This is a genomic window from Candidatus Kinetoplastibacterium blastocrithidii (ex Strigomonas culicis), from assembly GCF_000319245.1.
In the GTDB taxonomy this organism is placed as follows: Bacteria; Pseudomonadota; Gammaproteobacteria; order Burkholderiales; family Burkholderiaceae_B; genus Kinetoplastidibacterium; species Kinetoplastidibacterium blastocrithidiae.
In genome coordinates this window covers 389,940-413,708 of the sequence record NC_019814.1, presented here as the reverse complement: position 1 = coordinate 413,708, position 23,769 = coordinate 389,940, and the positions used below count along the sequence as shown (strand labels likewise).

Sequence of the window (23,769 nt, the reverse complement as noted above, 5' to 3'; positions counted from 1 at the left end):
TGTAAAGGTATTGATTAAATCCATTATACTAAATCTATAACATTGATGAGCATCATGAAAGATATATTTAAATCTGTCAAACTAGCACCTAGTGATCCTATATTGGGGCTAAACGAAAAATTTAATTCAGATAATAGATTAAATAAGGTAAACCTAGGTGTTGGCGTATACTACGACAAAGATGGTAGAATCCCATTAATGGAAGCAGTGTGTAAATCTGAAGCATTTCTTGCGTCAAAAAAACTACCTAGGGGCTATTTACCTATTGATGGTATTTCAAACTATAATAAAAATGCAATGAAATTATTATTTGGAGAAAATTCTAATAAAATTGAAGAGGGACGTGCATTAACAGTACAAACTCTTGGTGGAACTGGAGCTCTAAAAATTGGAGCAGATTTCTTGTATCAATTGTTACCTAATTCAAAAGTTTTAATCAGCAACCCTAGTTGGGAAAATCATAGAGCTATATTTGAGAAATCAGGATTCTTGGTTGATACATACCCATACTATGACCCAGCCAATAACAATATTGCATTTGATAGGATGCTTGAAAGCTTAAATACTACGGCTAGTGGAACAATAGTAGTACTACATGCTTGCTGCCACAATCCTACTGGCATTGATCCTACTGTAAAACAATGGAGAGAAATAGTAGAAACAATTAAAGAACGTAATTTAATACCATTTCTAGATATTGCATACCAAGGTTTCGGAGATGGGTTATCTGAAGATGCATATGTTGTTAGAATGTTTTCAGATATGGACATACCATCATTTATCAGCTCTTCATTCTCAAAATCATTTGCATTATATGGAGAACGCGTTGGGGCATTGACAATAACAACAAATAACAGGGATGAAACAAATAGAGCGCTTAGCCAAATTAAGAGATTAATAAGAAGCAACTATTCAAACCCACCTACACATGGTGCTAGCATAGTTAATCATGTATTAAGCTCTGATGATCTTTTTGAAATATGGGAGAATGAATTATCAGATATGCGGAATAGAATTAAGCTTATGCGTAAAAACCTTATTAACAAAATTGGCAAGCATAGCAGTAAAAAAGATTTTAGTTTTGTCTTAGATCAGAGAGGAATGTTTTCTTATTCTGGACTAACATCTCATCAAGTTGATATTCTTCGCGAACAATATGGAATATATGCTGTGTCCAGTGGTAGGATATGCGTTGCCGCTCTCAATGATAATAATATTGATTTAGTTGCATCAAGTATCTCTCAGGTATTAGATAAATAATTAGAACATGAGCAGGAATAAAGCCTAAAGATTACCTGCTCATGCGTTTCTTAATGTTTTGTTACTTTGTTGCTGTTTTTTGTGCTTTTATTCCAACTTCTATTTCTTGTATGTGTCTCATTTATAAATTCAGGAGCTCTTTCTAAAGCTATTTCCAAAACTTTATCTATCCATTTTACAGGAATTATTTCCAATCTTCCTTTTATAGAATCAGGTATTTCAGATAGATCTTTTATATTATCGTTAGGTATTAAAACTATCTTAACCCCTCCTCTATGAGCAGCCAATAACTTTTCCTTTAATCCGCCAATTGGAAGAACCTCACCTCTCAAAGTAATTTCACCTGTCATAGCAACATCACATCTGACTGGTATTCTTGTTAAGGCAGAAACCATGGCAGTGGCAATGGCTATACCTGCAGATGGACCATCTTTAGGAGTAGCTCCTTCAGGAACATGTAAATGCATATCTCTTTTATCAAATACATCGTCTTGCAAACCAAATGAACTCAATCGAGATCTAACCACAGTACGAGCAGCTTCTACTGACTCTTTCATCACCTCACCCAATGATCCTGTACGTAATATGTTTCCTTTTCCAGAAACATCTGCCACCTCAATAGTTAATAAGTCTCCACCAACCTCAGTCCAAGCTAGACCTGTTACTTGACCTATTCTATTCTCATGATCCACAGAGTCAAAGTCATATCGACGAACTCCTAAATACTCTTCCAAATTATTAGAATTAATATCAATTAACGAATTAATCTCACCTTTTTCACTATTTTCCAAAATTTTTCTTACTATTTTACGACATATTTTACTTATCTCTCTTTCTAAAGAACGAACACCGGCTTCTCTAGTGTAATATCGTATTATGCCTATTAACGCAGAATCGTCTATATTTAATTCGTCTTCTAAAATTCCATTGTTTTTCATTATCTTTGGCAAAAGATGATATCTAGCTATATGTAATTTTTCATCATCTGTGTATCCAGATAGACTGATTATCTCCATTCTATCTAATAATGCAGGTGGTATATTGAATGTATTACTAGTAGCTACAAACATTACATCAGAAAGATCAAAATCAACCTCTACATAATGATCTTGAAACGTATTGTTTTGTTCCGGATCTAATACTTCCAATAGAGCTGAAGCAGGATCACCCCTAAAATCCATACCAATTTTATCTACCTCATCTAACAAAAACAAAGGATTGCTAACCCCTACTTTTGATATATTTTGTAAGATTTTACCTGGCATAGACCCAATATATGTACGGCGATGACCTCTAATTTCAGCCTCATCTCTAACACCACCCAAAGCCATTCTTACAAATTTACGATTGGTTGCTCTAGCAATAGACTGACCTAAGGAAGTTTTACCAACTCCAGGCGGCCCTACTAAACATAAGATAGGAGCCTTTAATTTTTTAACACGTTTTTGAACAGCCAGATACTCAATAATACGATTTTTTACTTTCTCAAGCCCGTAATGATCATTATCCAAAACACTTTCAGCATTTATAAGATTTATATTTATCTTGCTCTTTTTTTTCCAAGGTAAATTTATTACTGTTTCTATATAATTGCGAATTACATTTGCCTCCGCCGACATAGGGGACATCAATTTTAACTTTGACAATTCAGAATCAATTTTTTTACAGGCCTCTTTGGACAAATTAGCAGAATTAATTTTCTTTTCTAATTCCTCTAATCCGTTATCTTCACCTTCGCCAAGTTCTTTCTGAATGGCCTTAAATTGCTCATTAAGATAATAATCTCGCTGGCTCTTCTCCATTTGTTTCTTTACTCGACCACGTATTTTTTTCTCAACTTGTAGAATGTCTATTTCCATATCTATATAAGACAGTAATAACTCCATTTGCTCTGATAAAGAAATGGTTTCAAGTATTCCCTGCTTATTTTCTAACTTAATAGGTAGATGTGCAGCTATAGTATATGCTAAACGCTCGGCCTCTTTTATATCAAATAACGAAGAAATAACCTCTGAAGGTATTTTTTTATTTAGTTTAAGATACTCATCAAACTGCTCTGTAAGAGCACGACGCAATGCTTCTAACTCTATTTTATCAATATCAACATTACTTATATAATCAATATTACAAACAAAATGAGTATCTAGATTATCGATGGTTGTAATTGATACACGTTGAATACCCTCTACTAAAACTTTAACAGTGCCATCTGGAAGCTTCAGCATCTGTAAAATATTAACTAAACAACCTATCCTATATAAATCTCCCACATCAGGATCATCTTTGCTAGCAGACTTTTGAGTTACTAAAATTATTTTCCTGCCAGCTTCCATAGCTATTTCAAGAGCTTTTATAGAGCGAGATCTTCCCACAAATAAAGGTATAGCCATATTAGGGAAAACAACTACATCTCTCAATGGTAGCAACGGTAAACCTACAGGTTCTGAGTGAACAGGCTTGCTGTCCGACATAAGCACATCCTTGAGATAATAAAAATACTAGTTTATGGAAATTGTAATTTAACAACTGACTTCTAATCGATAATGTTAATATTGGTATTAATAACCTGTAATTCAATAGTAAAAGACAGTAGAACTAAATAAAAATATCTATATTCAGTTATCTTTTATAACTATGGTTTTTAATTCATTATCTTCTGTAATATCTAAAATAACCTTACTTATATCGTTATTATCAGGAATATCGTACATAACATCAAACAAAGCAGACTCTACTATAGATCTTAACCCTCTAGCACCAGTTTTTCTAATTAATGCCTTATTAGAGATTAGATGCAAAGCTTTTTCTGTAACCTCAAGAGTAACACCATCAAAAGAAAATAATTTTTGAAATTGCTTAACAATAGAATTTCTAGGCTCCACTAAAACCCTTACTAAAGCAGCTTCATCAAGATCATCAAGAGAAGTTATTACAGGCAATCTACCAACTAGTTCAGGTATCAATCCAAATTTAACTAAATCCCTTGGTTCAACTTTATTTAAATTATTCAAATCATCATCTTTTGAAAAAACATTTGCAGAAAAACCAATACCAGACTTCTCTGATCTCAATCTAATTATTTTATCTAAACCATCAAAAGCCCCACCAACTATAAATAAAATATTAGTAGTGTCAACTTGAATAAAATCTTGATTCGGATTCTTTCTTCCCCCTTGTGGAGGAACTGAAGCTACTGTTCCCTCAATAAATTTTAGCAAAGCTTGCTGTACTCCTTCACCAGATACATCTCTAGTTATTGAAGGATTCTCAGATTTTCTAGAAATTTTATCTATTTCATCAATGTATATAATAGCTCTTTGCGCTTTTTTTATATCATTATCACAAGATTGTAGCAACTTATGGATAATATTCTCAACATCTTCCCCTACATAACCCGCTTCGGTTAAAGTTGTTGCATCAGCTATTACAAATGGCACCTCCAGAAATTTTGCTAGTACTTGGGCTAACAAAGTTTTACCTGAGCCAGTAGATCCTATAAGTATAATATTGCTTTTAGATAACTCTACTTCATTTTTAACAGAGTTATAAGTATCATTTATACGCTTATAATGATTATATACTGCCACAGAAAGTATACGTTTTGGTATATCTTGTCCAATTACATATTGATCAAGATGAGTCTTAATTTGCCTAGGAGTTGGCAGATTAATTTTAAAGTCATTATGTATATGATTAGATGATGCTTTGGATTCCTCAAACATAACTTCATTGCACAAATCAATACATCCATTACATATATACAATGATGAAGGACCTGATATTAGACGCTCAACATCATCTTGACTTTTTCCACAAAAAGAACAACGAATACCACCACCATCCAAAGATTCACTTTTTCCTGACATAAATCACATCTCTAAATATATAAAATTAGCAATACAATATGAAATCTTAAATAATACAAATCACAATCACATAATACGATTTGCTAATATCTTATCAATCAATCCGTAATTCAAAGCATCATTAGCTGACATAAAATTATCTCTATCAGTATCACTAGAGATCTTTTCCATAGTTTGACCAGTGTTGTCTGCCAATATTTTATTTAAACGATTACGCAATCTAAGTATTTCTTCAGCATGAATCTGAATATCACTAGCTTGACCCTGCGCACCACCTGAAGGTTGGTGTATCATCATACATGCATTAGGTAGTGAGAATCGTTTCCCTTTTGTGCCCGCAGCTAATAAAAAAGCACCCATACTAGCAGCAATTCCTATGCACATAGTAGAGACATGAGGCTTAATAAAATTCATAGTGTCAAAAATAGCCATTCCAGCATAAACAGAGCCACCAGGAGAATTTATGTAAAGGGATATATCTTTACTTGGGTCATCTGATTCTAAAAACAATAACTGAGCAATTACCAAATTAGCAGAATGATCTGTCACCGGACCAGATAAAAAAACAATTCTCTCCTTTAAAAGCCTGGAGTATATATCATAAGCACGTTCAGATCTGCCAGACTTTTCAATGACAGTAGGCACATAATTGAAATTTGATATTCCTAAAAAACCTGTAGTTATATTATTATTTGTCATTGTATTCCCATCAAGTCTTCAAATGAGACGACCTCATCAGTAACTTTAGCTAGAGAAAAAATATAATTAACTACATTGTCTTCTAAAATTAACATTTTACTATCTGAGTAGTGTTTTTTATCCGATAAATATTGCTTAATAAGCTTATCTGAATCCTGATAATTTTTTGAAACTAATTTAAAGTATTCAACAATCTGTTCATCTGTAGGCAATAAATTGTTTTTATTCGACAGTTCAGATACTAACAAACCAACACCTACTCTCTTTTTTGCTTCCTCTGAAAAAATATCAAGAGAAATGCTATCCAAATTATCTGAACTATTTTTTGATTTTATGCGATCTTTAAAGGCACTCAACATATTATTTTTTTCGTCTTCAATCAAAACTTCAGGAATATCAAAATTTATTAGATTAGAAAGAGCATCCATCACAGATTTTTTATTTCTATTCTTTAGCCTAAAAGAAATATCACGTTTTAAACTATCTAGAACCTCTTGGCGAAGCATATCTAGGTTAAATAGCTTCTCATGACTAAATAATTTGGCAAAATCGTCATTTAACTCTGGAAGTATATTTTCACAAACCTCTAAAATTTTAATGCTAAATTTTGCTGTTTTACCAGCAGTGGTTTTATCATGATAATCATCTGGAAATGTTACATTGAAGACTTTCTCTTCATTATCAATCATTCCCAATACAGCATTCTCAAAATCAGGTAAAAGTTTTCCTTTGCCAACTATAAAAGAAAAAGAATCCGAGCTTCCTCCTTGAAAGGACTTATCATCTATGGATCCAATAAAACTTAGAGTTACTTTATCTCCCTCAGAAACAACTTTATTTTTCCTGCTAATAAAGGATGACTTTTGTTGACGCAAAAAATCTATAGTTTTATTTACATCTTCATCTTTTATCTCTGAAACATATCTAATAACACTAACTTCAGAAAAATCAGGAATAATTACTTCTGGATAAATCTCAAAAGTCGCCTCAAAAGTTAAAACTTCATTGTTCTCAGTGGATTTTTTACTAGGGACAATACTTGGCATTCTTACTATATTAATATTCTCAGACTTAATAACTTTTTCGAATGTATCGCTCAACTCTCCACTAATAATATCTTGTCGTATACTAAAACCATGAGAACGCTCAATCATATTAATAGGAGCCTTACCAGGCCTAAAACCAGAAATTTTTGTTTTCTTAGCAAAATCCCTTAATTGCTTCTGGAATTTATCCTCTACATTTGCAACAGAGACCTCTAAAACCACACGACGCTTCAAACCAGAAAGCGATTCAATCACAGGCTGCATTTAAAAATCCATTAAAATAAATAGTTAAAAAAAATTACTGATTTTGGAAATTTTACAGGAAAGTTTTAATATTATAAATTTTTTCAAAATTGTATTAGATCTCTATCACTTAAAAATCTTTAAAAAAGAAACCAATCAAAAACTAATGTCTTATTATATTTTAAAAATTAAACCTGTATTTATCTATTACAATAAAACAAATAAAAATAAAGACCACTTCCATAGTTACAGAAGCGGTCCTCATATGTAAAAACACTCTATATTATTATAAAATGTATATTACTATTGCAATATTATACTATTGCAATATTTGAATCTTTGTTGCTTGTAAACCTCTAGGCCCATTAGTAACCACAAAGCTTACTCTCTGATTTTCTTCAAGAGATTTAAATCCAGTACCTTGAATTTCAGAAAAATGCACAAAAAGATCTTTGCCTCCAGATTCAGGGGCTATAAAACCATAACCTTTTTCAGCATTAAACCACTTTACTACTCCAGTTTCCAACATATTATATTTTCCTTGAGACACACTGGCCTTAGCCTTAAAAAACACAATCAAGGAGAGAGCTAAAGAACAATAACCATAACCCGAAGTAGGCAAAGCACTGAACAAAAAACCTCAACACCCAAAATCGTGTTGTAATACTATCCTAATCTTATAAAATCAAGTCAATAAAATTTCAATATTTAGTGCCAATAACGCAACAATCTACATATACAAAATGATAGTACAGAAAGAATTTACTATTTATTTCAAAAATCATATATAGCAAATATGTTGCTTTGAGAACCAAACAATAAAAAAATGTTGCTGAAACTTATCTCATTTATAAGAATAAGATGAAAAAATAGCATAAAACATCCATAATAACAACGAAGCTTTACACTAATAAAACACATGGTGCGAAGGAGGGGACTCGAACCCATACGCCTCGCGGCGCCAGGACCTAAACCTGGTGCGTCTACCAATTTCGCCACCTTCGCTAAACCATTAGTGGTATTATAACACTTTAATGATCAGAATTGTATAATATGAACAAAAGATTAAATAAATTAAATCCTTATCCATTTGAAAACCTGCGTTCTCTTTTAAATAATATAAATAATGAGGATACACACTACAATGCTACCCCTATTAATTTATCTATAGGCGAGCCTAAACACCCATCTCCCGCTATAGTAAAAAAAGCAATCATAGACAACTTGTCAGGATTATCAGTTTATCCTTCAACAAAGGGTGATTCAGCATTAAGAGAAGTTATTTGTAAGTGGCTAAGGAATCGTTATAAAATAGCCTCCATAGATGCAGAATCACAAGTTCTGCCAGCATTGGGATCGAGAGAGGCTTTATTTTCATTCACACAAATTGCTATCGATTCAGCCGCAGATACAGATTCTATTGTAATCTGTCCAAATCCATTTTACCAAATTTATGAAGGAGCAACATTCCTAGCAGGAGCTAAACCATATTATATAAATTTAAATCAAGAAAAAGACTTCTCATATGATTGGGATAGCGTTCCAGATTATATTTGGAAAAAAACAAAGATGGTATTCGTGTGCTCCCCAGGAAATCCAGTTGGTAATGTAATAAGCCTAGACGAATGGAAGAAAATTTTTTATTTATCCAATAAATATGGATTTATCATAGCTTCTGATGAATGTTATTCAGAAATATATGACGAAACTATGACGCCTCCTCTTGGAGGTATGCAAGCAGCTGACATTATAGGGATAAATGATTTTAAAAACCTAGTTGTATTCTCTAGCTTATCAAAACGCTCGAGCTTACCTGGATTAAGATCAGGATTCATAGCAGGCGATTCAAAATTGTTAAATAAATTTCTGCTATATAGGACATATAATGGCAGCGCCATGGGGCCAGTAATTGCAAATGCTAGCATAGCTGCTTGGAGTGATGAGGCACATGTACAAGAAAATCGCAAAATGTATACCAATAAAATCAATACAGTTCTTCCAATATTACAACAAGTGTTAGATGTGCCAAGACCGCAAGCTTCTTTTTATTTGTGGATAAGAACTCCAATATCAGATACAATTTTTACTAGGGAATTGTATAAGAAAACAGCAGTGACAGTACTTCCTGGAAGCTTCCTAGCTAGAGAATCTTTGGGAGAAAACCCAGGTAAGAATAGGATAAGAATTGCTTTGGTTTCTTCATTAGAAGAATGTGTTGAAGCAGCAAATAGAATTATTAACTTTGTGAAAATCAATATTTAAAATTTTAATATCTTTTATTTATATATAATATGACGAATACAACATTACAAAACAAGATTGAAAATATTTGGAACGATAGATCAAGCCTATCTCCTATGAACTTAAGTACAGACGTGTCTGATGCTATTAACAACACCATAGAATTACTAGACTCTGGAAAATTAAGGGTTGCTGAAAAGAAAAATAATGAATGGGTTGTTCATCAATGGCTAAAAAAAGCAGTTCTATTGTCCTTCAGAATCAAAGAAAATAAGATTCTAGACAGTGGGTCAATGTTATTTTATGATAAAGTTCCTCTGAAATTTTCTGGATTCAGCGATAAAAAATTTATGGAATCTGGCTATAGGGTTGTTCCAGGAGCAATAGCACGAAAAGGATCTTTCATTGCTAGTAATGTAGTATTAATGCCATCATACGTTAATATAGGGGCATATGTAGATGAAGGAACTATGGTTGACACATGGTCAACAGTTGGATCTTGCGCCCAAATAGGTAAAAATGTACACCTTTCAGGAGGGGTTGGTATAGGTGGAGTACTAGAACCACTACAATCAAATCCAACTATAATAGAAGATAACTGTTTTATTGGAGCTCGCTCAGAAGTAGTAGAAGGAGTAATTGTTGAGGAGAACTCTGTTCTAGCAATGGGGGTTTTTATTTCTCAGAGCACAAAAATTTTAGATAGAGAAACAGGTAAAATTATCTATGGAAGAGTCCCTTCCGGGTCTGTTGTTGTTCCTGGATCAATACCATCTTCTGATGGCTCTCATAGCCTAGCATGTGCTGTCATAGTAAAAAGGGTAGACGCTAAAACCAGATCAAAAACAAGCATAAATGACTTGTTGAGAGCCTAATGAGCAAAAAACTTTCAGTAATTGACATTGCAAATGATCTAGTATCATTAAAATCTATCACTCCGGATGATGCTGGATGTCAGAAGATCATATCTGATATACTCGTAGATATCGGCTTCAAATGTACGTCAATAAATAAGAATGGAGTAACTAACCTGTGGGCTATAAAAGGCAAGAAGAATCCACTATTTGTTTTTGCCGGACATACTGATGTTGTTCCTGCCGGCAATATAAAAGAATGGAATAGCGATCCTTTTATACCAACTGAACGAGATGGTTATATCTATGGACGTGGAATTTCCGATATGAAAGGATCTATTGCTGCTTTTTTAGTAGCAGCGAATGAATTTATAGAAGAATATCCTGAGCACACAGGTTCTATTGCTCTTCTTATAACCTCAGATGAAGAAGGCGATGCAATTTATGGCACATCTTTAGTTTGCGAGCATCTCAGAAGAAATGACATATCGATAGATTTTTGTATAGTTGGAGAGCCGACATCAGAGAAAAAACTTGGAGATGTATGCAAGAATGGAAGAAGAGGATCATTATCTGGCAACCTTATTATCAAGGGAACTCAAGGACATGTAGCTTATCCACATCTAGCATTCAATCCAATACACTCATTCTCCCCTGCATTGTCTGAGATTATTAACTATACATGGGATAAAGGCAATGAGCATTTCCCTCCTACAACATTTCAGATATCTAACATTCATTCTGGCAATGGAGCAACAAATGTCATACCAGGCGAGATGGAAATAAAATTCAATTTCCGTTTTTCAACTGAGAACACTCCTGAAAACCTAAAGAGAATAATTCACTCAATATTAGATAAATATAAACTAAAGTATAAGCTAGAATGGGTACTGAATGGAGAACCTTTTATAACGCAGAATGGATCACTGATAAATGCTATAACCGAATCTATATTTGATGAAACAAAAATAAAAACCAAGCTCTCTACATCAGGCGGAACTTCAGATGGGCGATTTATAACAAAGGTTAGTAAACAAATTATAGAATTCGGACCTTGTAATGATAGTATACATAAAGTTAATGAAAGAGTAGAAATATCATCGCTTAACATATTAAAAAACATATACAGATCAACATTAGAGAAATTACTTTTAATATAAACATGATCAATTACTCCTGCATAAACCAGCTAAGAACCTTGAGAGATATTATTAGATACACAACAACTATATTTAATAAGTCTGGTATTTTTTTTGGTCATGGAAGTGATAATGCTTATGATGAGGCGATATATCTTATATTACATTCATTGAGCCTGCCAGTTGACAATCTCGATATCTTCTTAGATTCTAATATTACAAAAAATGAAATAAGAAAAATCTTGTATTTAATTAACAAAAGAATTAGGCTTAGAATACCTGCTTCATATTTAACAAAAGAATCCTTATTGCAAGGATACAAATTCTACATAAATAATAATGTCATAATACCAAGATCTCCAATATCAGAACTGATACAAAACTGTCTCTATCCCTGGGTTAAAGATTCAGAATCAATTACAAGTATTTTAGATTTATGTACTGGATCAGGATGTCTTGCAATATTAGCTGCATTTGCATTTCAACAGTCCATGTTAACTGCAACTGATATATCTGTAGATGCTTTAAGAATAGCAGAAAAAAATATTAAACATTATAACTTGCAAGATAGGATCAAAACAATAAATAGCGACCTATTTGATAAAATACCAAGCTATCAGTACGACATTGTTATATGTAATCCTCCTTACGTTAATACTCTATCTCTCAATAACTTGCCTGAAGAATATTTACATGAGCCAATAATAGCGTTAGATGGAGGTGATGATGGTATGCATCTTATAAAAAGAATACTTAAAAAAGTTAAGAGTTTTTTGAAGAGCGATGGGATACTAGTTCTGGAAATAGGTAACGAATATAATAATTTTATGAAGCATTTTCAAAATATTAATCCAACATGGGTTACTACATCTAATACAGAAAATAATATCATGTTGCTAAATAAAGCACAAATCCCATAAATAAACAATATCTATTCCTTTATATCCAACTTAGCTACTGATAGAGCTAGAGTTTTCATGCCATGTTTTTGAAAATTAACTTGAGCCTGTGTTGAATTTCCACTACCAATCAATCTTACTATAACACCCTCACCAAAACGACCATGATTAACAGATTGACCGACTAAAAATAGCTTATCATTTACAATCAAGCCTTTATTAGAAGAAACATTACAGTCAATATTGATTAGAGTGTTTTTGCTGGATTTATTATAACTAATATTAGGGCCATCTTTAAATGATCTGCTTGGGTAATTATCATAAACACCTCCCGATTTAGACCATTGTATATGATTAGCATCTATTTCATTTAAAAAACGAGACCTCGATGGATAACGAACTTGCCCCCTTAGCATACGACTATTAGCCATAGAGATATATAATCTTTCTTCTGCCCTAGTTATTGCAACATACATTAAACGACGCTCTTCTTCTAAACCAGAATCCTCAGATATGCTATTTTCGTGAGGAAATAATCCTTCTTCAGCTCCTGTAATAAAAACAATTCTAAATTCTAAACCTTTGGATGCATGTACTGTCATTAATTGCACTGAAGAATTATTATTAACAGAAATATTTTCACTAGCCTCTAATGATGCATTCGAAAGAAATGCTATCAATGGAGTAGTGATAATCTCTTCTTCCACTTGTGCATTTACAGAAAATGAACAAGCTGGAGTGCTATCATACTTTTCCTCTATAGAAAACACAGTAGCTGCAGTTATAAGCTCCTTCAGGTTCTCTAAACGATCATACAGATCTTTATCGCTCTTGTAATATAGGCTCAGTCCGCTGCGATCTATCGTATATTCTATCAATTCTGGTAGAGTAAGTTTATTAGAATTAATAATAAGGTCATCTATTAAACTAGCAAATAACGATATGTTTACACCTCCTCTTCCAGAGACATGTTTTGCAGAATCCATTAAGCTTAAATTATTTGATTTTGCTATCTCTAGATGATTCTCTATAGTACGTATTCCAATACCACGTGGTGGGAAATTTACAACTCTTAGCCAAGCATTATCATCATTTGGATTTAATATAAGTCTTAAATAAGCTAAAGCATGCTTAACTTCCTGACGCTCGAAGAATCTAAGTCCACCATAAACAGTATACGGTATATTACTAGAAAACAAAGCATGTTCAATGACCCTAGATTGCATATTGCTTCTATATAAAACAGCAATATCGCTGGCACTTACTCCTTTCCTAATAAGACCTCTTATTTCTTCAACTAACCAATAAGCCTCAGCTATGTCACTAGAACTTTCAACAACCCTAATAGGATCACCTTTTCCTTGCTCTGTCCATAAAGTCTTTCCAAGACGACCTTTATTATACTTTATTAAAGAATTAGCCGCTCCCAAAATATTTCCGAAAGATCTATAGTTTTGCTCTAACCGAATCACAGAACCTTTGGCGTAAGTCTTTTCAAAGGACGACATATTATCTATATCGGCACCACGAAATGCATATATGGACTGATCATCATCACCAACAGCAAAAACAGAAGTTTGTTTTCCAGCAATTAAATTTATCCATTTATATTGCAATTTATTAGTATCTTGAAACTCATCTATCAGTATATGGGCAAATTTATCATTATAATGCCTTCTTATATCATCATTATTTTTTAAAAGCTCATAGCATCTTAGCAATAATTCTGAAAAATCTACTAAGTCGTGAGTAAAACAATAATCCTCATATAATTTATAAAAATCTAATAAATAACGATTGTGGTTTCTGTTAATATCCACATCTATAAATCGAACTCCATTTTCTTTCTGTGAATTTATAAAACGCTGAAAATCTTTTGGTTGATATTTTAAATCATTAATATTATTACCCTTAATTATCTGCTTTATGAGTGAAATCTGATCAGAGATATCTATGATTTGAAAATTTTTAGACAAATTTATCTCATTAGAATGGATTCTAAGCATTCTGTGACATAGACCATGAAAAGTTCCTATCCACAAGCCACGTATATCTATATTTACCATTTTTAAAACACGAGAGATCATTTCACGTGCAGCTTTATTTGTAAATGTCACAGCCAATATACTAGAAATAGCAGTCTGGTTAGTATCCAACAACCATGATAATCTTGATGCCAAAACCTTAGTTTTTCCACTACCAGCACCAGCCAAAACCAAGGCATGTGAAGCTCCTAAAGTTACTGCCTCTTTTTGCGCTTTATTAAGTTCTTCCAGAATCATATTTACAATAACCTAACGTGAAAATAATTTTCAATAACACAATGTGAAAATAGTATCTAAAATCAACAAAAAACCAATTTGAACTTATGCTATGTATGATATAAAAATACATTAAAACTTTTAGATGCTTAAGTTTAAGTACAGATCAAGATTGACAATAGAACAATACTATTATTGTATAATCATGCATCATTGATAATGACAATAATTACTAAATTCTTATAAATTACATAGATTAAATAAAAATAATAAGTGCTATGAAAATATAAAAACACAAAGATCTATAAAGAGTAATTATAAAAAAATATTTTAATGCTATCTTCGCATACAAAATAAATAAAAATCACACAATCAGAGAATAATGGTAACATGTTTTTTTGCAAGACAGTACTTAATAAAAAACTGATAGAACTAAAAGTTATTTATAATTAACTATAAGAAATCGTTAATAAATATTTACTGTTTGAATAAAAAACATGTTTCCATTATACAACATTAAAAATTAATTTTTACTGATCTGATCAAACGATTATTTATAAATAAAATAAGCCATTATGATTATTTAAAATGCTAACTTTATCATCTTTGTCTAAAATAACTTCATTTAAAGTTAACCAATGCGCAACCGAAGGAAAAACTTTGTGTTCAATTTCAAGAACTCTCTCTGATAATATTTCAACAGTGTCTTTAGAAAAAACATTAACGTAGCCCTGCGCTATTATCGGACCACTATCCAGTTCTGGCGATACAAAATGAACTGTACAACCATGAATACGAACCCCACTAGATATAGCCCTACCATGCGTGTCTAAACCAGGAAATGCCGGCAACAAAGAGGGATGTATGTTTATTAATTTCCCATAATATTTTCTCACAAAAGAACAACCAAGTATCCTCATAAAACCAGCAAGTAAAATGTAATCTGGGGAGTATTTATCAATCTCTATACTTAAATCTCTGTCAAAGTCATCTCTGTTAGAATATTTGCTGCTATCTAAATATGTGCTATTTATGTAATTATTATTAGCCCAATCTAGCCCAGCTGCTTTGGGATTATTAGAGATGACAGCACTTATCTCAGCAGGCCAATTATCACTATTGCAAGTCTTAATGAGTTCCTGCATATTGCTGCCTCTTCCTGATATAAGTATAACAAACCGACATTTTTTATTAGAATATTTTGTCAAAATAAAATCTTCCTTTTTGTTTAGTATATGAACTATCTATCTGACTCTTATAAATCAAAGTTGTTACCTGTGAAAGAAAAATTATACATAAGTAGACATATTAAACCTAATGATAAATTTAAGCCCTGTGCAATAACAATAGGTAATTTTGATGGAATCCATTTGGGACATAGAAAAATTCTTACGTATCTCTGTAATGAAGCTAAAACTAGAGACTTATTACCCTCAATACTAACATTTAACCCTCATCCAAAAGAATATTTTTCAGGAGAAAAACAAAGAAGCATATGTGGCCTTAGAGATAAACTATCGCTATTAGCTCAACAAGGAATTCGCCAAGTTATAATAAACAGATTTAATACAGAAATTGCAAAAACATCTGCAGAAAATTTTATTAAAGACTACCTTATAAATATATTGAAAGTACGCCTTGTAATTGTCGGAGAAAATTTTAGATTTGGATATAACCGATCTGGAGACATAAACACACTAAGAGAAGCAGGATTAAATTCATGTTTTGAGACTATAAGCGTAGAAATGCTAAAAGATAATGAGTGTTACAACATATCTAGTTCCAGGATACGAGCAATATTAAATAAAGGAAATATAACCAAAGCCAATAAATTATTAGGCAGGAGATTTTCAATAAGCGGGCATGTAATACATGGCAATAAAATAGGAAGGACAATAGGTTTCCCAACTATGAATTTAAAAATACAGCAAGAATGTGCTGTTAGTGCTGGTGTTTACGCTGTAATAGTACACGGATTGAAAGGTAAATCTCTTCCAGGGGTCGCCTTTTTAGGAACTAGGAAAACACTAGAAAATAATGGGCAAATGTTGCTTGAAACATACTTATTAGATGAGAAAGTAAATGCATATGGTGAAATCATAGAAGTTGATCTTATAATGAAACTTAGAGATGAAGAAAAATTTACAAATATTAGTACTCTTATCAAAGCGATAGAAAAAGACGTACAAAACGCACGTTATTATTTTTTAAAATATGGACTACAAAAAAACACTTAATCTACCTGAAACATCTTTCCCTATGCGCGGGAATTTAGCACAAAAAGAACCTTTATGGGTAAAAGAATTTGAAGATAGTAAAATATATCTGGCTATTGAATCTGCATGTAAAAACAGATTAAAATTCACTCTACATGACGGCCCACCTTATGCTAACGGCGATATACACCTAGGGCACGCTATCAATAAGATCCTCAAGGATATAATAATTAAAAGCAAACTAATGCTTGGATATGGAGCACAATATATCCCAGGTTGGGATTGTCATGGCATGCCAATAGAAATTCAGATAGAAAAAAAACATGGTAAAAATCTAAATATTAAAGATCTACAGAGTAAGGCTCGTAAATATGCAAGCCAACAGATTGAAAGACAAAAATCCGAATTCAAACGTCTTGGCATAATAGGATACTGGGATAAACCTTATCTAACCATGAACTTTAAAAATGAGGCTAATGAGATTAGGGTGTTAGCTAAAATTTTAAAAAAAGGATATATCTATAGGGGACTAAAACCAGTTAATTGGTGCTTCGATTGCGGATCAGCTCTGTCTGATGCTGAAGTTGAATACAATAATCGTGTAGATAATTCTATATTTGTATCTTTCAAATTTACCGATAAAAATGCACTGTCTGCAGCTTTTAATTTAAAGGGAGCACAAGAAAACGGCGGCATTGTAATATGGACAACAACACCTTGGACCATACCAGTCAATCAATTTATAAATGTAAATCCAGATATAGAATATTCTCTGGTGCGTATAACGCCATCACTAAACCATGGCCCTTTGATCATAATAGCAAAAGATAGAATCGATTATTTTTTAGAAAAAATAAATATCAAAAAACATGAAATAATAGCCACAACTAAAGGAGAATCATTACTAAATCTAGAATTCTTACATCCATTATCAGAGATACATGATTTTTATAATAGAAAATCTAAATTGTATCTTGCTAATTATGTAACATTAGATAATGGCACAGGAATAGTTCATTCCGCACCAGCACATGGTGTAGAAGATTTTGCCGTTTTTAAAGAAAATGGCTTTAAAGATGAAGATATACTTAATTTGGTGAATAGTGATGGCAAATATAATAAAGATCTACCAGTTTTTGGAGATAAAATAATCTGGGATGCAAGTAAAGACATACTAGGCTTTCTTAAACAAACCGGAGCATTGATAAAGCATGAAGACTATTCCCATAGTTACATGCACTGCTGGCGCCATAAAACACCAATTATCCTAATGGCAACCCGTCAATGGTTTGCTGGAATGGATATTAAACATAATGATATAACAGTCAGAGAATCAGCCTTATCAAATATTGATAATATAATATTCTATCCAGCATGGGGAAAAGAACGTCTAAAATCCATGATAGCTAATAGGCCAGACTGGACCTTATCAAGGCAAAGAAAATGGGGGGTTCCTATAGCTTTTCTAATAAATAAAGAAACAGGAGACATCCATCCCAGAACAATTGAACTTTTAGAGAAAATAGCATTAAGAATAGAAAAAAATGGAATAGAGGAATGGCAAGAAATAAATGTAAATGAACTAATAGAAAAAAATGAATCAGAATTATATAAAAAAAATCAAGACACATTAGACGTATGGTTTGATTCTGGATCTACTCATGCTACTGTAATTGGAGGTCTAGGTAATGATATTGATGGATCTCATAAAAATATACTTGACTGGCCTGTAGACTTGTATCTAGAGGGATCAGATCAACATAGAGGATGGTTTCATTCTTCTTTGCTAATCGGTTGTATGTTGTATGGAAAGTCCCCTTATAAATCAGTTCTTACCCATGGGTTCTTTGTAGACCAGAATGGTCGAAAGATGAGCAAATCATTAGGAAATATAATATCGCCTAAAGAAATATGTAATTCTTTAGGCGCAGAAATACTAAGGTTATGGGTTGCTACTACAGACTATTCCGGAGAAATGCACATATCAGATGAAATACTTAATAGAGTCGTTGAAAGTTACCGCAGAATTCGCAATACAATAAGATTCCTTCTCGCAAATCTTAATGACTTTAATAGAAACGAGCAATTTATAGAATATGATAATTTATTAGAAATAGATAGATATTTTCTATGTGTAACACATAAAATACAGAAAGATGTGATTTTTCATTATGAAAAATATGACTTTCATACAGCAATATCAAAATTGCAACATTTTTGCTCAGAAGAGCTAGGGGCATTCTATTTAGATATTTTAAAAGATAGACTATACACAACTAAACCAAATAGCTTATCAAGAAAATCCGCTCAAAGTGCTTTGTCAGAAATTACACAAACTCTTATAAAAATGCTATCTCCAGTTTTATCTTTTACATCAGAAGAGGCCTGGAAAGCTTTGCTAGAAACAAATGCAGTAGATCACAATGTAAAAATGAATCACAATGTTACAATATTCACTGATACGCACCATAACTTAGGACTTGATAACATTGATAATATAATGCTAATCAAAAAATGGGATCGCATTAGAGCAATACGAGATTTGACTCAAAAAAAGATAGAAGAAATACGAAATACTGGAAAACTTGGATCTTCTTTACAAGCTGAAGTGCATATATATGCCAATCCAACTGATAAAGAAATTCTAGATAGCTTAAAAGATGAATTAAAATTTATATTAATTGTTTCAAAGGTATCTGTCTATAAGCATGATAGTGATCATATAATAATTGATGTGAAGGTATCTAGTAACAAAAAATGCGAGCGCTGCTGGCATTATACTGAAGATGTCAGAGATTATGGTAGTTATCAAGATATCTGCAGTAGATGTGCTGGGAACTTGGCTGAATAGATCATGGATATTAAATATGATTAATAGTCGGTATTTCGCTAACTTATCGTACACTAATAGCATAATGTATGCTATTAGTGTACTTTTCCTAGTGTTTACAGATATTGTAACAAAATTATATTATAACAAACACCTATCTTACGGAAGTGATTTGAATGTATTACCATTTTTAAATATAACACTTATATATAACTATGGAGCATCATTTGGTCTGCTGTCAGATCAAAACCAAGAATGGCAAAAATATCTACTAATATCTATAGGAATTATAGCATCGATATTCATGATAATAGTTTTATACAAGTTAGATAGAAATGAAAATATTGCATCTATTAGACTAAGATTTGCTACCATATTGATACTTAGTGGCACATTAGGTAATGTTCTTGATAGAATAACTCATGGTTATGTCATAGATTTTATATCACTTCATTACAATAACATTTACTTGCCAGTATTCAATATTGCAGATATCACGATAAGCCTGGGATTTTTAATTTTTATTGCAAATAATTTTTTCTCAAAAAACTTAAATATATATAAAAAATAGTTCATTTAAAAAATCAATAAAATGTTAGATCTTGATAAAAAACATGTAGTATTAGGGATAACTGGTAGTATAGCTTGCTACAAAGCAGCCGAATTAACTAGAGCACTGATAGATAATGGAGCAATTGTAGACATAGTAATGACAAAATCAGCTCAAAAATTCATTACTACTGTTACAATGCAGGCTTTGTCTGGCAGACCAGTATTCACTGAAGAAAATGAAGATAGATTCTATAACGGCATGACGCATATAAATATTGGTCGTTGTAATGACTTGATATTAATTGCACCAGCAACTGCAAATTTTATAGCAAAAATAGCTAATGGAATGGCAGATGATTTATTATCATCGATTTGTCTAGCTAGAAAATGTCCGCTATTTATAGCACCGGCAATGAATAGAGAAATGTGGAATAATGTAAGCACACAACGAAATATTAATCAATTAATAAAAGATAATGTGAGTATTATAGGACCAGATTCTGGAAAACAAGCATGCGGTGATATTGGCATTGGGCGGCTATCAGCAACTGATAATATTATAGAAGAAATAATATCCTCATCAAAGGATAAAATATTAGAAGGTAAAAAAATACTTATAACAGCTGGGCCTACTATTGAGCCCATTGATCCTGTTAGATTCATTAGTAATAGATCATCTGGTAAGATGGGTTATGCTATAGCAAGAGCAGCAAAGGAATCTGGAGGAATAGTAACGATGGTTACCGGGCCAACATCGCTCAATATTCCTAGCAATATTGAGTTCTTTAAAGTAACGACAGCTGAAGAAATGTATAAAGCAGTAATGAGCAATGTCAATAAAACTGACATATTTATATCTGTAGCTGCAGTATGCGATTGGAAAATAAAAAATTTTAGTAATAGTAAAATTAAAAAAAATAATGATTCAAAAACTCTTCCAGATATATCATTTACTCTTAATAAAGATATTCTAACAGAAGTTGCTAAAATTAATAATGCTCCTTGGTGTGTAGGATTTGCTGCAGAAACAGAAAACCTAGATGAAAATGCCAGAATGAAACTTTTAAATAAAAAAGTACAATTAATAGTAGGCAATATGGCTATTGAATCGTTTGAATTAGATATGACAACATTAGTGCTTTTTGATTTAAATGGATCATATAAAATTCCTAAAATGAGCAAAATAGAAGCAGCAAGAAGACTAATGCTTGAAATTCGTAATAGAATGGAAATATTTTAACTAATGACAGGTACAAGTATAAATATGTCTAAAATTGATATAGAAATAAAGATATTAGATGATCGAATAATAAAATTATGGGGGCCTCCAACTTATCAAACAGACCTTGCTGCTGCTATAGATCTATATGCTTGCATAGATAAACCGATAAAAATAAAGCCTGGAAATATGGCTCAACTATTACCATCTGGTATATCCATTCATATGAATAATAATAGTATGATGGCAATGATACTACCAAGGTCTGGTTTAGGACATAAAAAAGGTCTAGTATTGGGAAATACGGCTGGAGTAATTGATGCTGACTATTCCGGACCTATACTGATAAGCGTATGGAACAGAAATAGCGTAGAGTCGAAAACAGACATCTGCATTTCGCCTGGCGAAAGGATTGCTCAAATGATATTTCTCCCAATAATAAGACCAAATTTCAAGATAGTAGAAAACTTTTCCTTTCAAAATCCTAGGGGAGAAGGTGGTTTTGGATCGACTGATAAATGAGTAATGATTATTAATTTTTTGCCAAACTAACATTTATTATTTATTGAAAAAATCAACAATAGCATCCATAGCTTCCTCAGAGTCTATCCCATTAGTCTCTATTTTGATATTTGTTCCGTTACAAGCAGCTAGCATCATAACACCCATTATGCTTTTTGCATTTACTCTGCGAGAATTACTAGAGATAAAAACATCACTTTGAAAACTACTTGCAATATTAGTCAATTTAATAGACTCAGTAGCATTTAATCCGTACTCATTATTAACAGTAACATTTTTGGATAACATAATATTATACACTATTCATGGATAAACTTAAATATAAAATCTAATTTACTTTTTTTTCTAAAAACTCTACGAATATATTAGCAATATTAAAACCAGCTTGCTCTGAAATTTCTACAAAACATGTAGGACTCGTTACATTTATCTCAGTTAAATATCTGCCTATTATATCTAAACCAATTATATAAAGACCACGCCCATGTAATCTATTGTAAACAATGTTTGCTATATTAATATCACTATCAGATAATTTTTGAACTTTACCTATCCCACCCACTGCAAGATTACCTCGATGATCACCCATCAAAGGTAGCCTAGCTAAACAAAATGGAATTATTCTATTTCCAACAATTAATATCCTTTTATCTCCATCAACTATATCAGGTATATACTTTTGCGCCATGACAGTAGTCATGCCATTATGTGTAGATACCTCTAAAATAACATTTAAATTTGAATCATCTTCTTTTATTCTAAAAACACCAACCCCACCCATTCCATCAAGTGGCTTAATTATAATATCCTTATACTGCACATAAAAATTTTTCAAAAAACCTATATTGCTAGTAACTAATGTAGGGGATATTATTTCAGGGAACTCCATTATAGATAACTTCTCTGGATGATTACGTATAGAACCAGGACTATTAAAAATTTTTGCACCTTGTCTTTCTGAAATTTCCAATAAGTGTGTTGTATAAAGATATTCTAAATCGAATGGTGGATCTTTGCGCATCAATACTGCATCAAAATTACTCAATGGAAACCTATAAAAAACATCAGTTATAGAATGCCAAGTGCTTTTACTTAAATCATCATCAATGCAAATAGAGTTAGCATTCGACTTAACTATATTATCAGAATCGATAAAAACATCATTTTGCATTGCAATACTGACACGATGGCCTCTATCAATCAAAGCACGCATTATAGAAACAGAAGTATCTTTATACGCCTTCAAAGAATTTATAGGATCAATAATAAATAAAACATGCATAAAATCTAACCTTAGCCAACACAAATAATACAAATCATACACAAGATATGGATCATTCTCTTAAAATATAAGAACATCAATCTTTATTGGGCATCATCTTCTTATTAGGAGCAAGCATCATTACCATTTGTCTTCCCTCTAATCTTGGCATCGATTCCACTATAGCCGAATCTGATAAATCTTTACGAATTCTCTCTAATACTCGCATACCTAACTCTTGGTGAGCCATTTCACGTCCTCTGAAACGGAGTGTTACCTTAGCTTTATCTCCATCATCCAAGAAACGTCGTAGATTTTTAAGTTTAACATTGTAATCACCTTCATCTGTAGAAGGTCTAAACTTTACTTCCTTCACCTGAATTACTTTTTGTTTAGCTTTTGCCTCAGCCTGTCTCTTCTGTTCTTTATATTTAAATTTACCATAATCCATTAAGCGACAGACAGAAGGAACAGCATTTGGTGCAATCTCAACCAGATCAACCTGATGCTGCTCAGAAAGACGTAAAGCCTCAGAAATCTTTACAATACCTAACTGCTCCCCATTTATTCCTATAAGACGCACCTCGGGGATACGGATTTCACCATTGATGCGATTAGTTTTTTCAGTGACGATATCAAAAACTCCTAAAAAATATTTATT

Annotated in this window: 20 protein-coding genes and 1 tRNA gene; 10 read left to right on the top strand and 11 right to left on the bottom strand. The window is 32.2% G+C overall.

What is annotated here, in order from left to right; translation table 11 throughout:
- The first annotated feature begins 54 nt into the window (after positions 1–54).
- On the top strand, positions 55–1,260 hold the full coding sequence (locus tag CKBE_RS02035; RefSeq protein WP_015237930.1) for an amino acid aminotransferase: 1,206 nt from the start codon (positions 55–57) through the stop codon (positions 1,258–1,260).
- Between the two features lie 50 nt (positions 1,261–1,310).
- On the opposite strand, the gene lon is transcribed toward CKBE_RS02035, so the two are convergent.
- The 6 genes from lon to CKBE_RS02005 form a co-directional block, all read right to left on the bottom strand.
- Entirely contained in the window at positions 1,311–3,731 is a 2,421-nt protein-coding gene (gene lon, locus CKBE_RS02030; RefSeq protein ID WP_015237929.1) for an endopeptidase La, read from the bottom strand.
- 144 nt (positions 3,732–3,875) lie between these two features.
- The gene (clpX, locus tag CKBE_RS02025; protein WP_015237928.1) at positions 3,876–5,126 is read right to left on the bottom strand and encodes an ATP-dependent Clp protease ATP-binding subunit ClpX; all 1,251 of its coding nucleotides are present in this window, start codon (positions 5,124–5,126) and stop codon (positions 3,876–3,878) included.
- A 66-nt stretch (positions 5,127–5,192) separates the two neighbouring features.
- Positions 5,193–5,825, bottom strand: a complete 633-nt coding sequence (gene clpP, locus CKBE_RS02020) for an ATP-dependent Clp endopeptidase proteolytic subunit ClpP (protein ID WP_015237927.1) — start codon at positions 5,823–5,825, stop codon at positions 5,193–5,195.
- Positions 5,822–7,135, bottom strand: a complete 1,314-nt coding sequence (gene tig, locus CKBE_RS02015; RefSeq protein ID WP_015237926.1) for a trigger factor — start codon at positions 7,133–7,135, stop codon at positions 5,822–5,824. The genes clpP and tig overlap by 4 nt, the downstream gene beginning before the upstream one ends.
- A gap of 298 nt (positions 7,136–7,433) precedes the next feature.
- Positions 7,434–7,640 carry a cold-shock protein gene (locus CKBE_RS02010; protein WP_041186005.1) on the bottom strand — a complete coding sequence of 69 codons (207 nt, stop codon included), beginning with the start codon at positions 7,638–7,640 and terminating at the stop codon, positions 7,434–7,436.
- 394 nt (positions 7,641–8,034) lie between these two features.
- A tRNA-Leu gene (locus tag CKBE_RS02005) sits at positions 8,035–8,119 on the bottom strand.
- Between the two features lie 48 nt (positions 8,120–8,167).
- Here CKBE_RS02005 and dapC point away from each other — a divergent pair.
- The 4 genes from dapC to prmB are packed head-to-tail and all read left to right on the top strand — an operon-like array spanning position 8,168 to position 12,268.
- Positions 8,168–9,376, top strand: coding sequence for a succinyldiaminopimelate transaminase (gene dapC, locus CKBE_RS02000; protein ID WP_015237924.1), 1,209 nt, complete (start codon positions 8,168–8,170; stop codon positions 9,374–9,376).
- Between the two features lie 29 nt (positions 9,377–9,405).
- Positions 9,406–10,230 carry a 2,3,4,5-tetrahydropyridine-2,6-dicarboxylate N-succinyltransferase gene (gene dapD / locus CKBE_RS01995; protein ID WP_015389989.1) on the top strand — a complete coding sequence of 275 codons (825 nt, stop codon included), beginning with the start codon at positions 9,406–9,408 and terminating at the stop codon, positions 10,228–10,230.
- Entirely contained in the window at positions 10,230–11,369 is a 1,140-nt protein-coding gene (gene dapE, locus CKBE_RS01990; protein WP_015237922.1) for a succinyl-diaminopimelate desuccinylase, read from the top strand. Before dapD ends, dapE begins: the two co-directional genes overlap by 1 nt.
- A 2-nt stretch (positions 11,370–11,371) precedes the next feature.
- Positions 11,372–12,268: a 50S ribosomal protein L3 N(5)-glutamine methyltransferase gene (prmB, locus tag CKBE_RS01985; protein WP_015237921.1), complete on the top strand. Its 897-nt coding sequence runs from the start codon at positions 11,372–11,374 to the stop codon at positions 12,266–12,268.
- 11 nt (positions 12,269–12,279) lie between these two features.
- On the opposite strand, the gene CKBE_RS01980 is transcribed toward prmB, so the two are convergent.
- A complete protein-coding gene (locus CKBE_RS01980) occupies positions 12,280–14,529 on the bottom strand; it encodes a UvrD-helicase domain-containing protein (RefSeq protein ID WP_015237920.1) in 2,250 nt (749 codons plus the stop codon).
- A gap of 533 nt (positions 14,530–15,062) precedes the next feature.
- On the bottom strand, positions 15,063–15,716 hold the full coding sequence (gene purN, locus CKBE_RS01975; protein WP_015237919.1) for a phosphoribosylglycinamide formyltransferase: 654 nt from the start codon (positions 15,714–15,716) through the stop codon (positions 15,063–15,065).
- 27 nt (positions 15,717–15,743) lie between these two features.
- On the opposite strand from purN, the gene CKBE_RS01970 reads away from it, so the two are divergent.
- The 5 genes from CKBE_RS01970 to dut are packed head-to-tail and all read left to right on the top strand — an operon-like array spanning position 15,744 to position 21,847.
- Positions 15,744–16,745, top strand: coding sequence for a bifunctional riboflavin kinase/FAD synthetase (locus CKBE_RS01970; RefSeq protein WP_015237918.1), 1,002 nt, complete (start codon positions 15,744–15,746; stop codon positions 16,743–16,745).
- Positions 16,723–19,575, top strand: coding sequence for an isoleucine--tRNA ligase (gene ileS, locus CKBE_RS01965; RefSeq protein ID WP_015237917.1), 2,853 nt, complete (start codon positions 16,723–16,725; stop codon positions 19,573–19,575). Before CKBE_RS01970 ends, ileS begins: the two co-directional genes overlap by 23 nt.
- Positions 19,523–20,125, top strand: a complete 603-nt coding sequence (lspA, locus tag CKBE_RS01960; protein WP_225968686.1) for a signal peptidase II — start codon at positions 19,523–19,525, stop codon at positions 20,123–20,125. The genes ileS and lspA overlap by 53 nt, the downstream gene beginning before the upstream one ends.
- Before the next feature lie 21 nt (positions 20,126–20,146).
- Positions 20,147–21,346 carry a bifunctional phosphopantothenoylcysteine decarboxylase/phosphopantothenate--cysteine ligase CoaBC gene (coaBC, locus tag CKBE_RS01955; protein WP_015237915.1) on the top strand — a complete coding sequence of 400 codons (1,200 nt, stop codon included), beginning with the start codon at positions 20,147–20,149 and terminating at the stop codon, positions 21,344–21,346.
- A gap of 24 nt (positions 21,347–21,370) precedes the next feature.
- Positions 21,371–21,847: a dUTP diphosphatase gene (dut, locus tag CKBE_RS01950; protein WP_015389988.1), complete on the top strand. Its 477-nt coding sequence runs from the start codon at positions 21,371–21,373 to the stop codon at positions 21,845–21,847.
- A 36-nt stretch (positions 21,848–21,883) separates the two neighbouring features.
- Here the strand turns inward: dut and CKBE_RS01945 are convergent, their stop codons facing one another.
- The 3 genes from CKBE_RS01945 to infC form a co-directional block, all read right to left on the bottom strand.
- Positions 21,884–22,135, bottom strand: a complete 252-nt coding sequence (locus tag CKBE_RS01945; protein WP_015237913.1) for an HPr family phosphocarrier protein — start codon at positions 22,133–22,135, stop codon at positions 21,884–21,886.
- Between the two features lie 40 nt (positions 22,136–22,175).
- A complete protein-coding gene (gene gshB / locus CKBE_RS01940) occupies positions 22,176–23,129 on the bottom strand; it encodes a glutathione synthase (RefSeq protein WP_015237912.1) in 954 nt (317 codons plus the stop codon).
- A 76-nt stretch (positions 23,130–23,205) separates the two neighbouring features.
- On the bottom strand, positions 23,206–23,742 hold the full coding sequence (infC, locus tag CKBE_RS01935; RefSeq protein ID WP_015389987.1) for a translation initiation factor IF-3: 537 nt from the start codon (positions 23,740–23,742) through the stop codon (positions 23,206–23,208).
- Between the last annotated feature and the right edge of the window lie 27 nt (positions 23,743–23,769).

Coding starts and splice junctions, on each gene's coding strand:
- tig (WP_015237926.1), bottom strand. CDS start 7,135: ATGCAGCCTGTGATTGAATCGCTTTCTGGTTTGAAGCGTCGTGTGGTT.
- coaBC (WP_015237915.1), top strand. CDS start 20,147: ATGTTAGATCTTGATAAAAAACATGTAGTATTAGGGATAACTGGTAGT.
- ileS (WP_015237917.1), top strand. CDS start 16,723: ATGGACTACAAAAAAACACTTAATCTACCTGAAACATCTTTCCCTATG.
- clpX (WP_015237928.1), bottom strand. CDS start 5,126: ATGTCAGGAAAAAGTGAATCTTTGGATGGTGGTGGTATTCGTTGTTCT.
- CKBE_RS01945 (WP_015237913.1), bottom strand. CDS start 22,135: ATGTTATCCAAAAATGTTACTGTTAATAATGAGTACGGATTAAATGCT.
- prmB (WP_015237921.1), top strand. CDS start 11,372: ATGATCAATTACTCCTGCATAAACCAGCTAAGAACCTTGAGAGATATT.
- CKBE_RS01970 (WP_015237918.1), top strand. CDS start 15,744: ATGAACTATCTATCTGACTCTTATAAATCAAAGTTGTTACCTGTGAAA.
- clpP (WP_015237927.1), bottom strand. CDS start 5,825: ATGACAAATAATAATATAACTACAGGTTTTTTAGGAATATCAAATTTC.
- lon (WP_015237929.1), bottom strand. CDS start 3,731: ATGTCGGACAGCAAGCCTGTTCACTCAGAACCTGTAGGTTTACCGTTG.
- dapC (WP_015237924.1), top strand. CDS start 8,168: ATGAACAAAAGATTAAATAAATTAAATCCTTATCCATTTGAAAACCTG.
- lspA (WP_225968686.1), top strand. CDS start 19,523: ATGGTAGTTATCAAGATATCTGCAGTAGATGTGCTGGGAACTTGGCTG.
- dapE (WP_015237922.1), top strand. CDS start 10,230: ATGAGCAAAAAACTTTCAGTAATTGACATTGCAAATGATCTAGTATCA.
- gshB (WP_015237912.1), bottom strand. CDS start 23,129: ATGCATGTTTTATTTATTATTGATCCTATAAATTCTTTGAAGGCGTAT.
- dapD (WP_015389989.1), top strand. CDS start 9,406: ATGACGAATACAACATTACAAAACAAGATTGAAAATATTTGGAACGAT.
- CKBE_RS01980 (WP_015237920.1), bottom strand. CDS start 14,529: ATGATTCTGGAAGAACTTAATAAAGCGCAAAAAGAGGCAGTAACTTTA.
- CKBE_RS02035 (WP_015237930.1), top strand. CDS start 55: ATGAAAGATATATTTAAATCTGTCAAACTAGCACCTAGTGATCCTATA.
- dut (WP_015389988.1), top strand. CDS start 21,371: ATGTCTAAAATTGATATAGAAATAAAGATATTAGATGATCGAATAATA.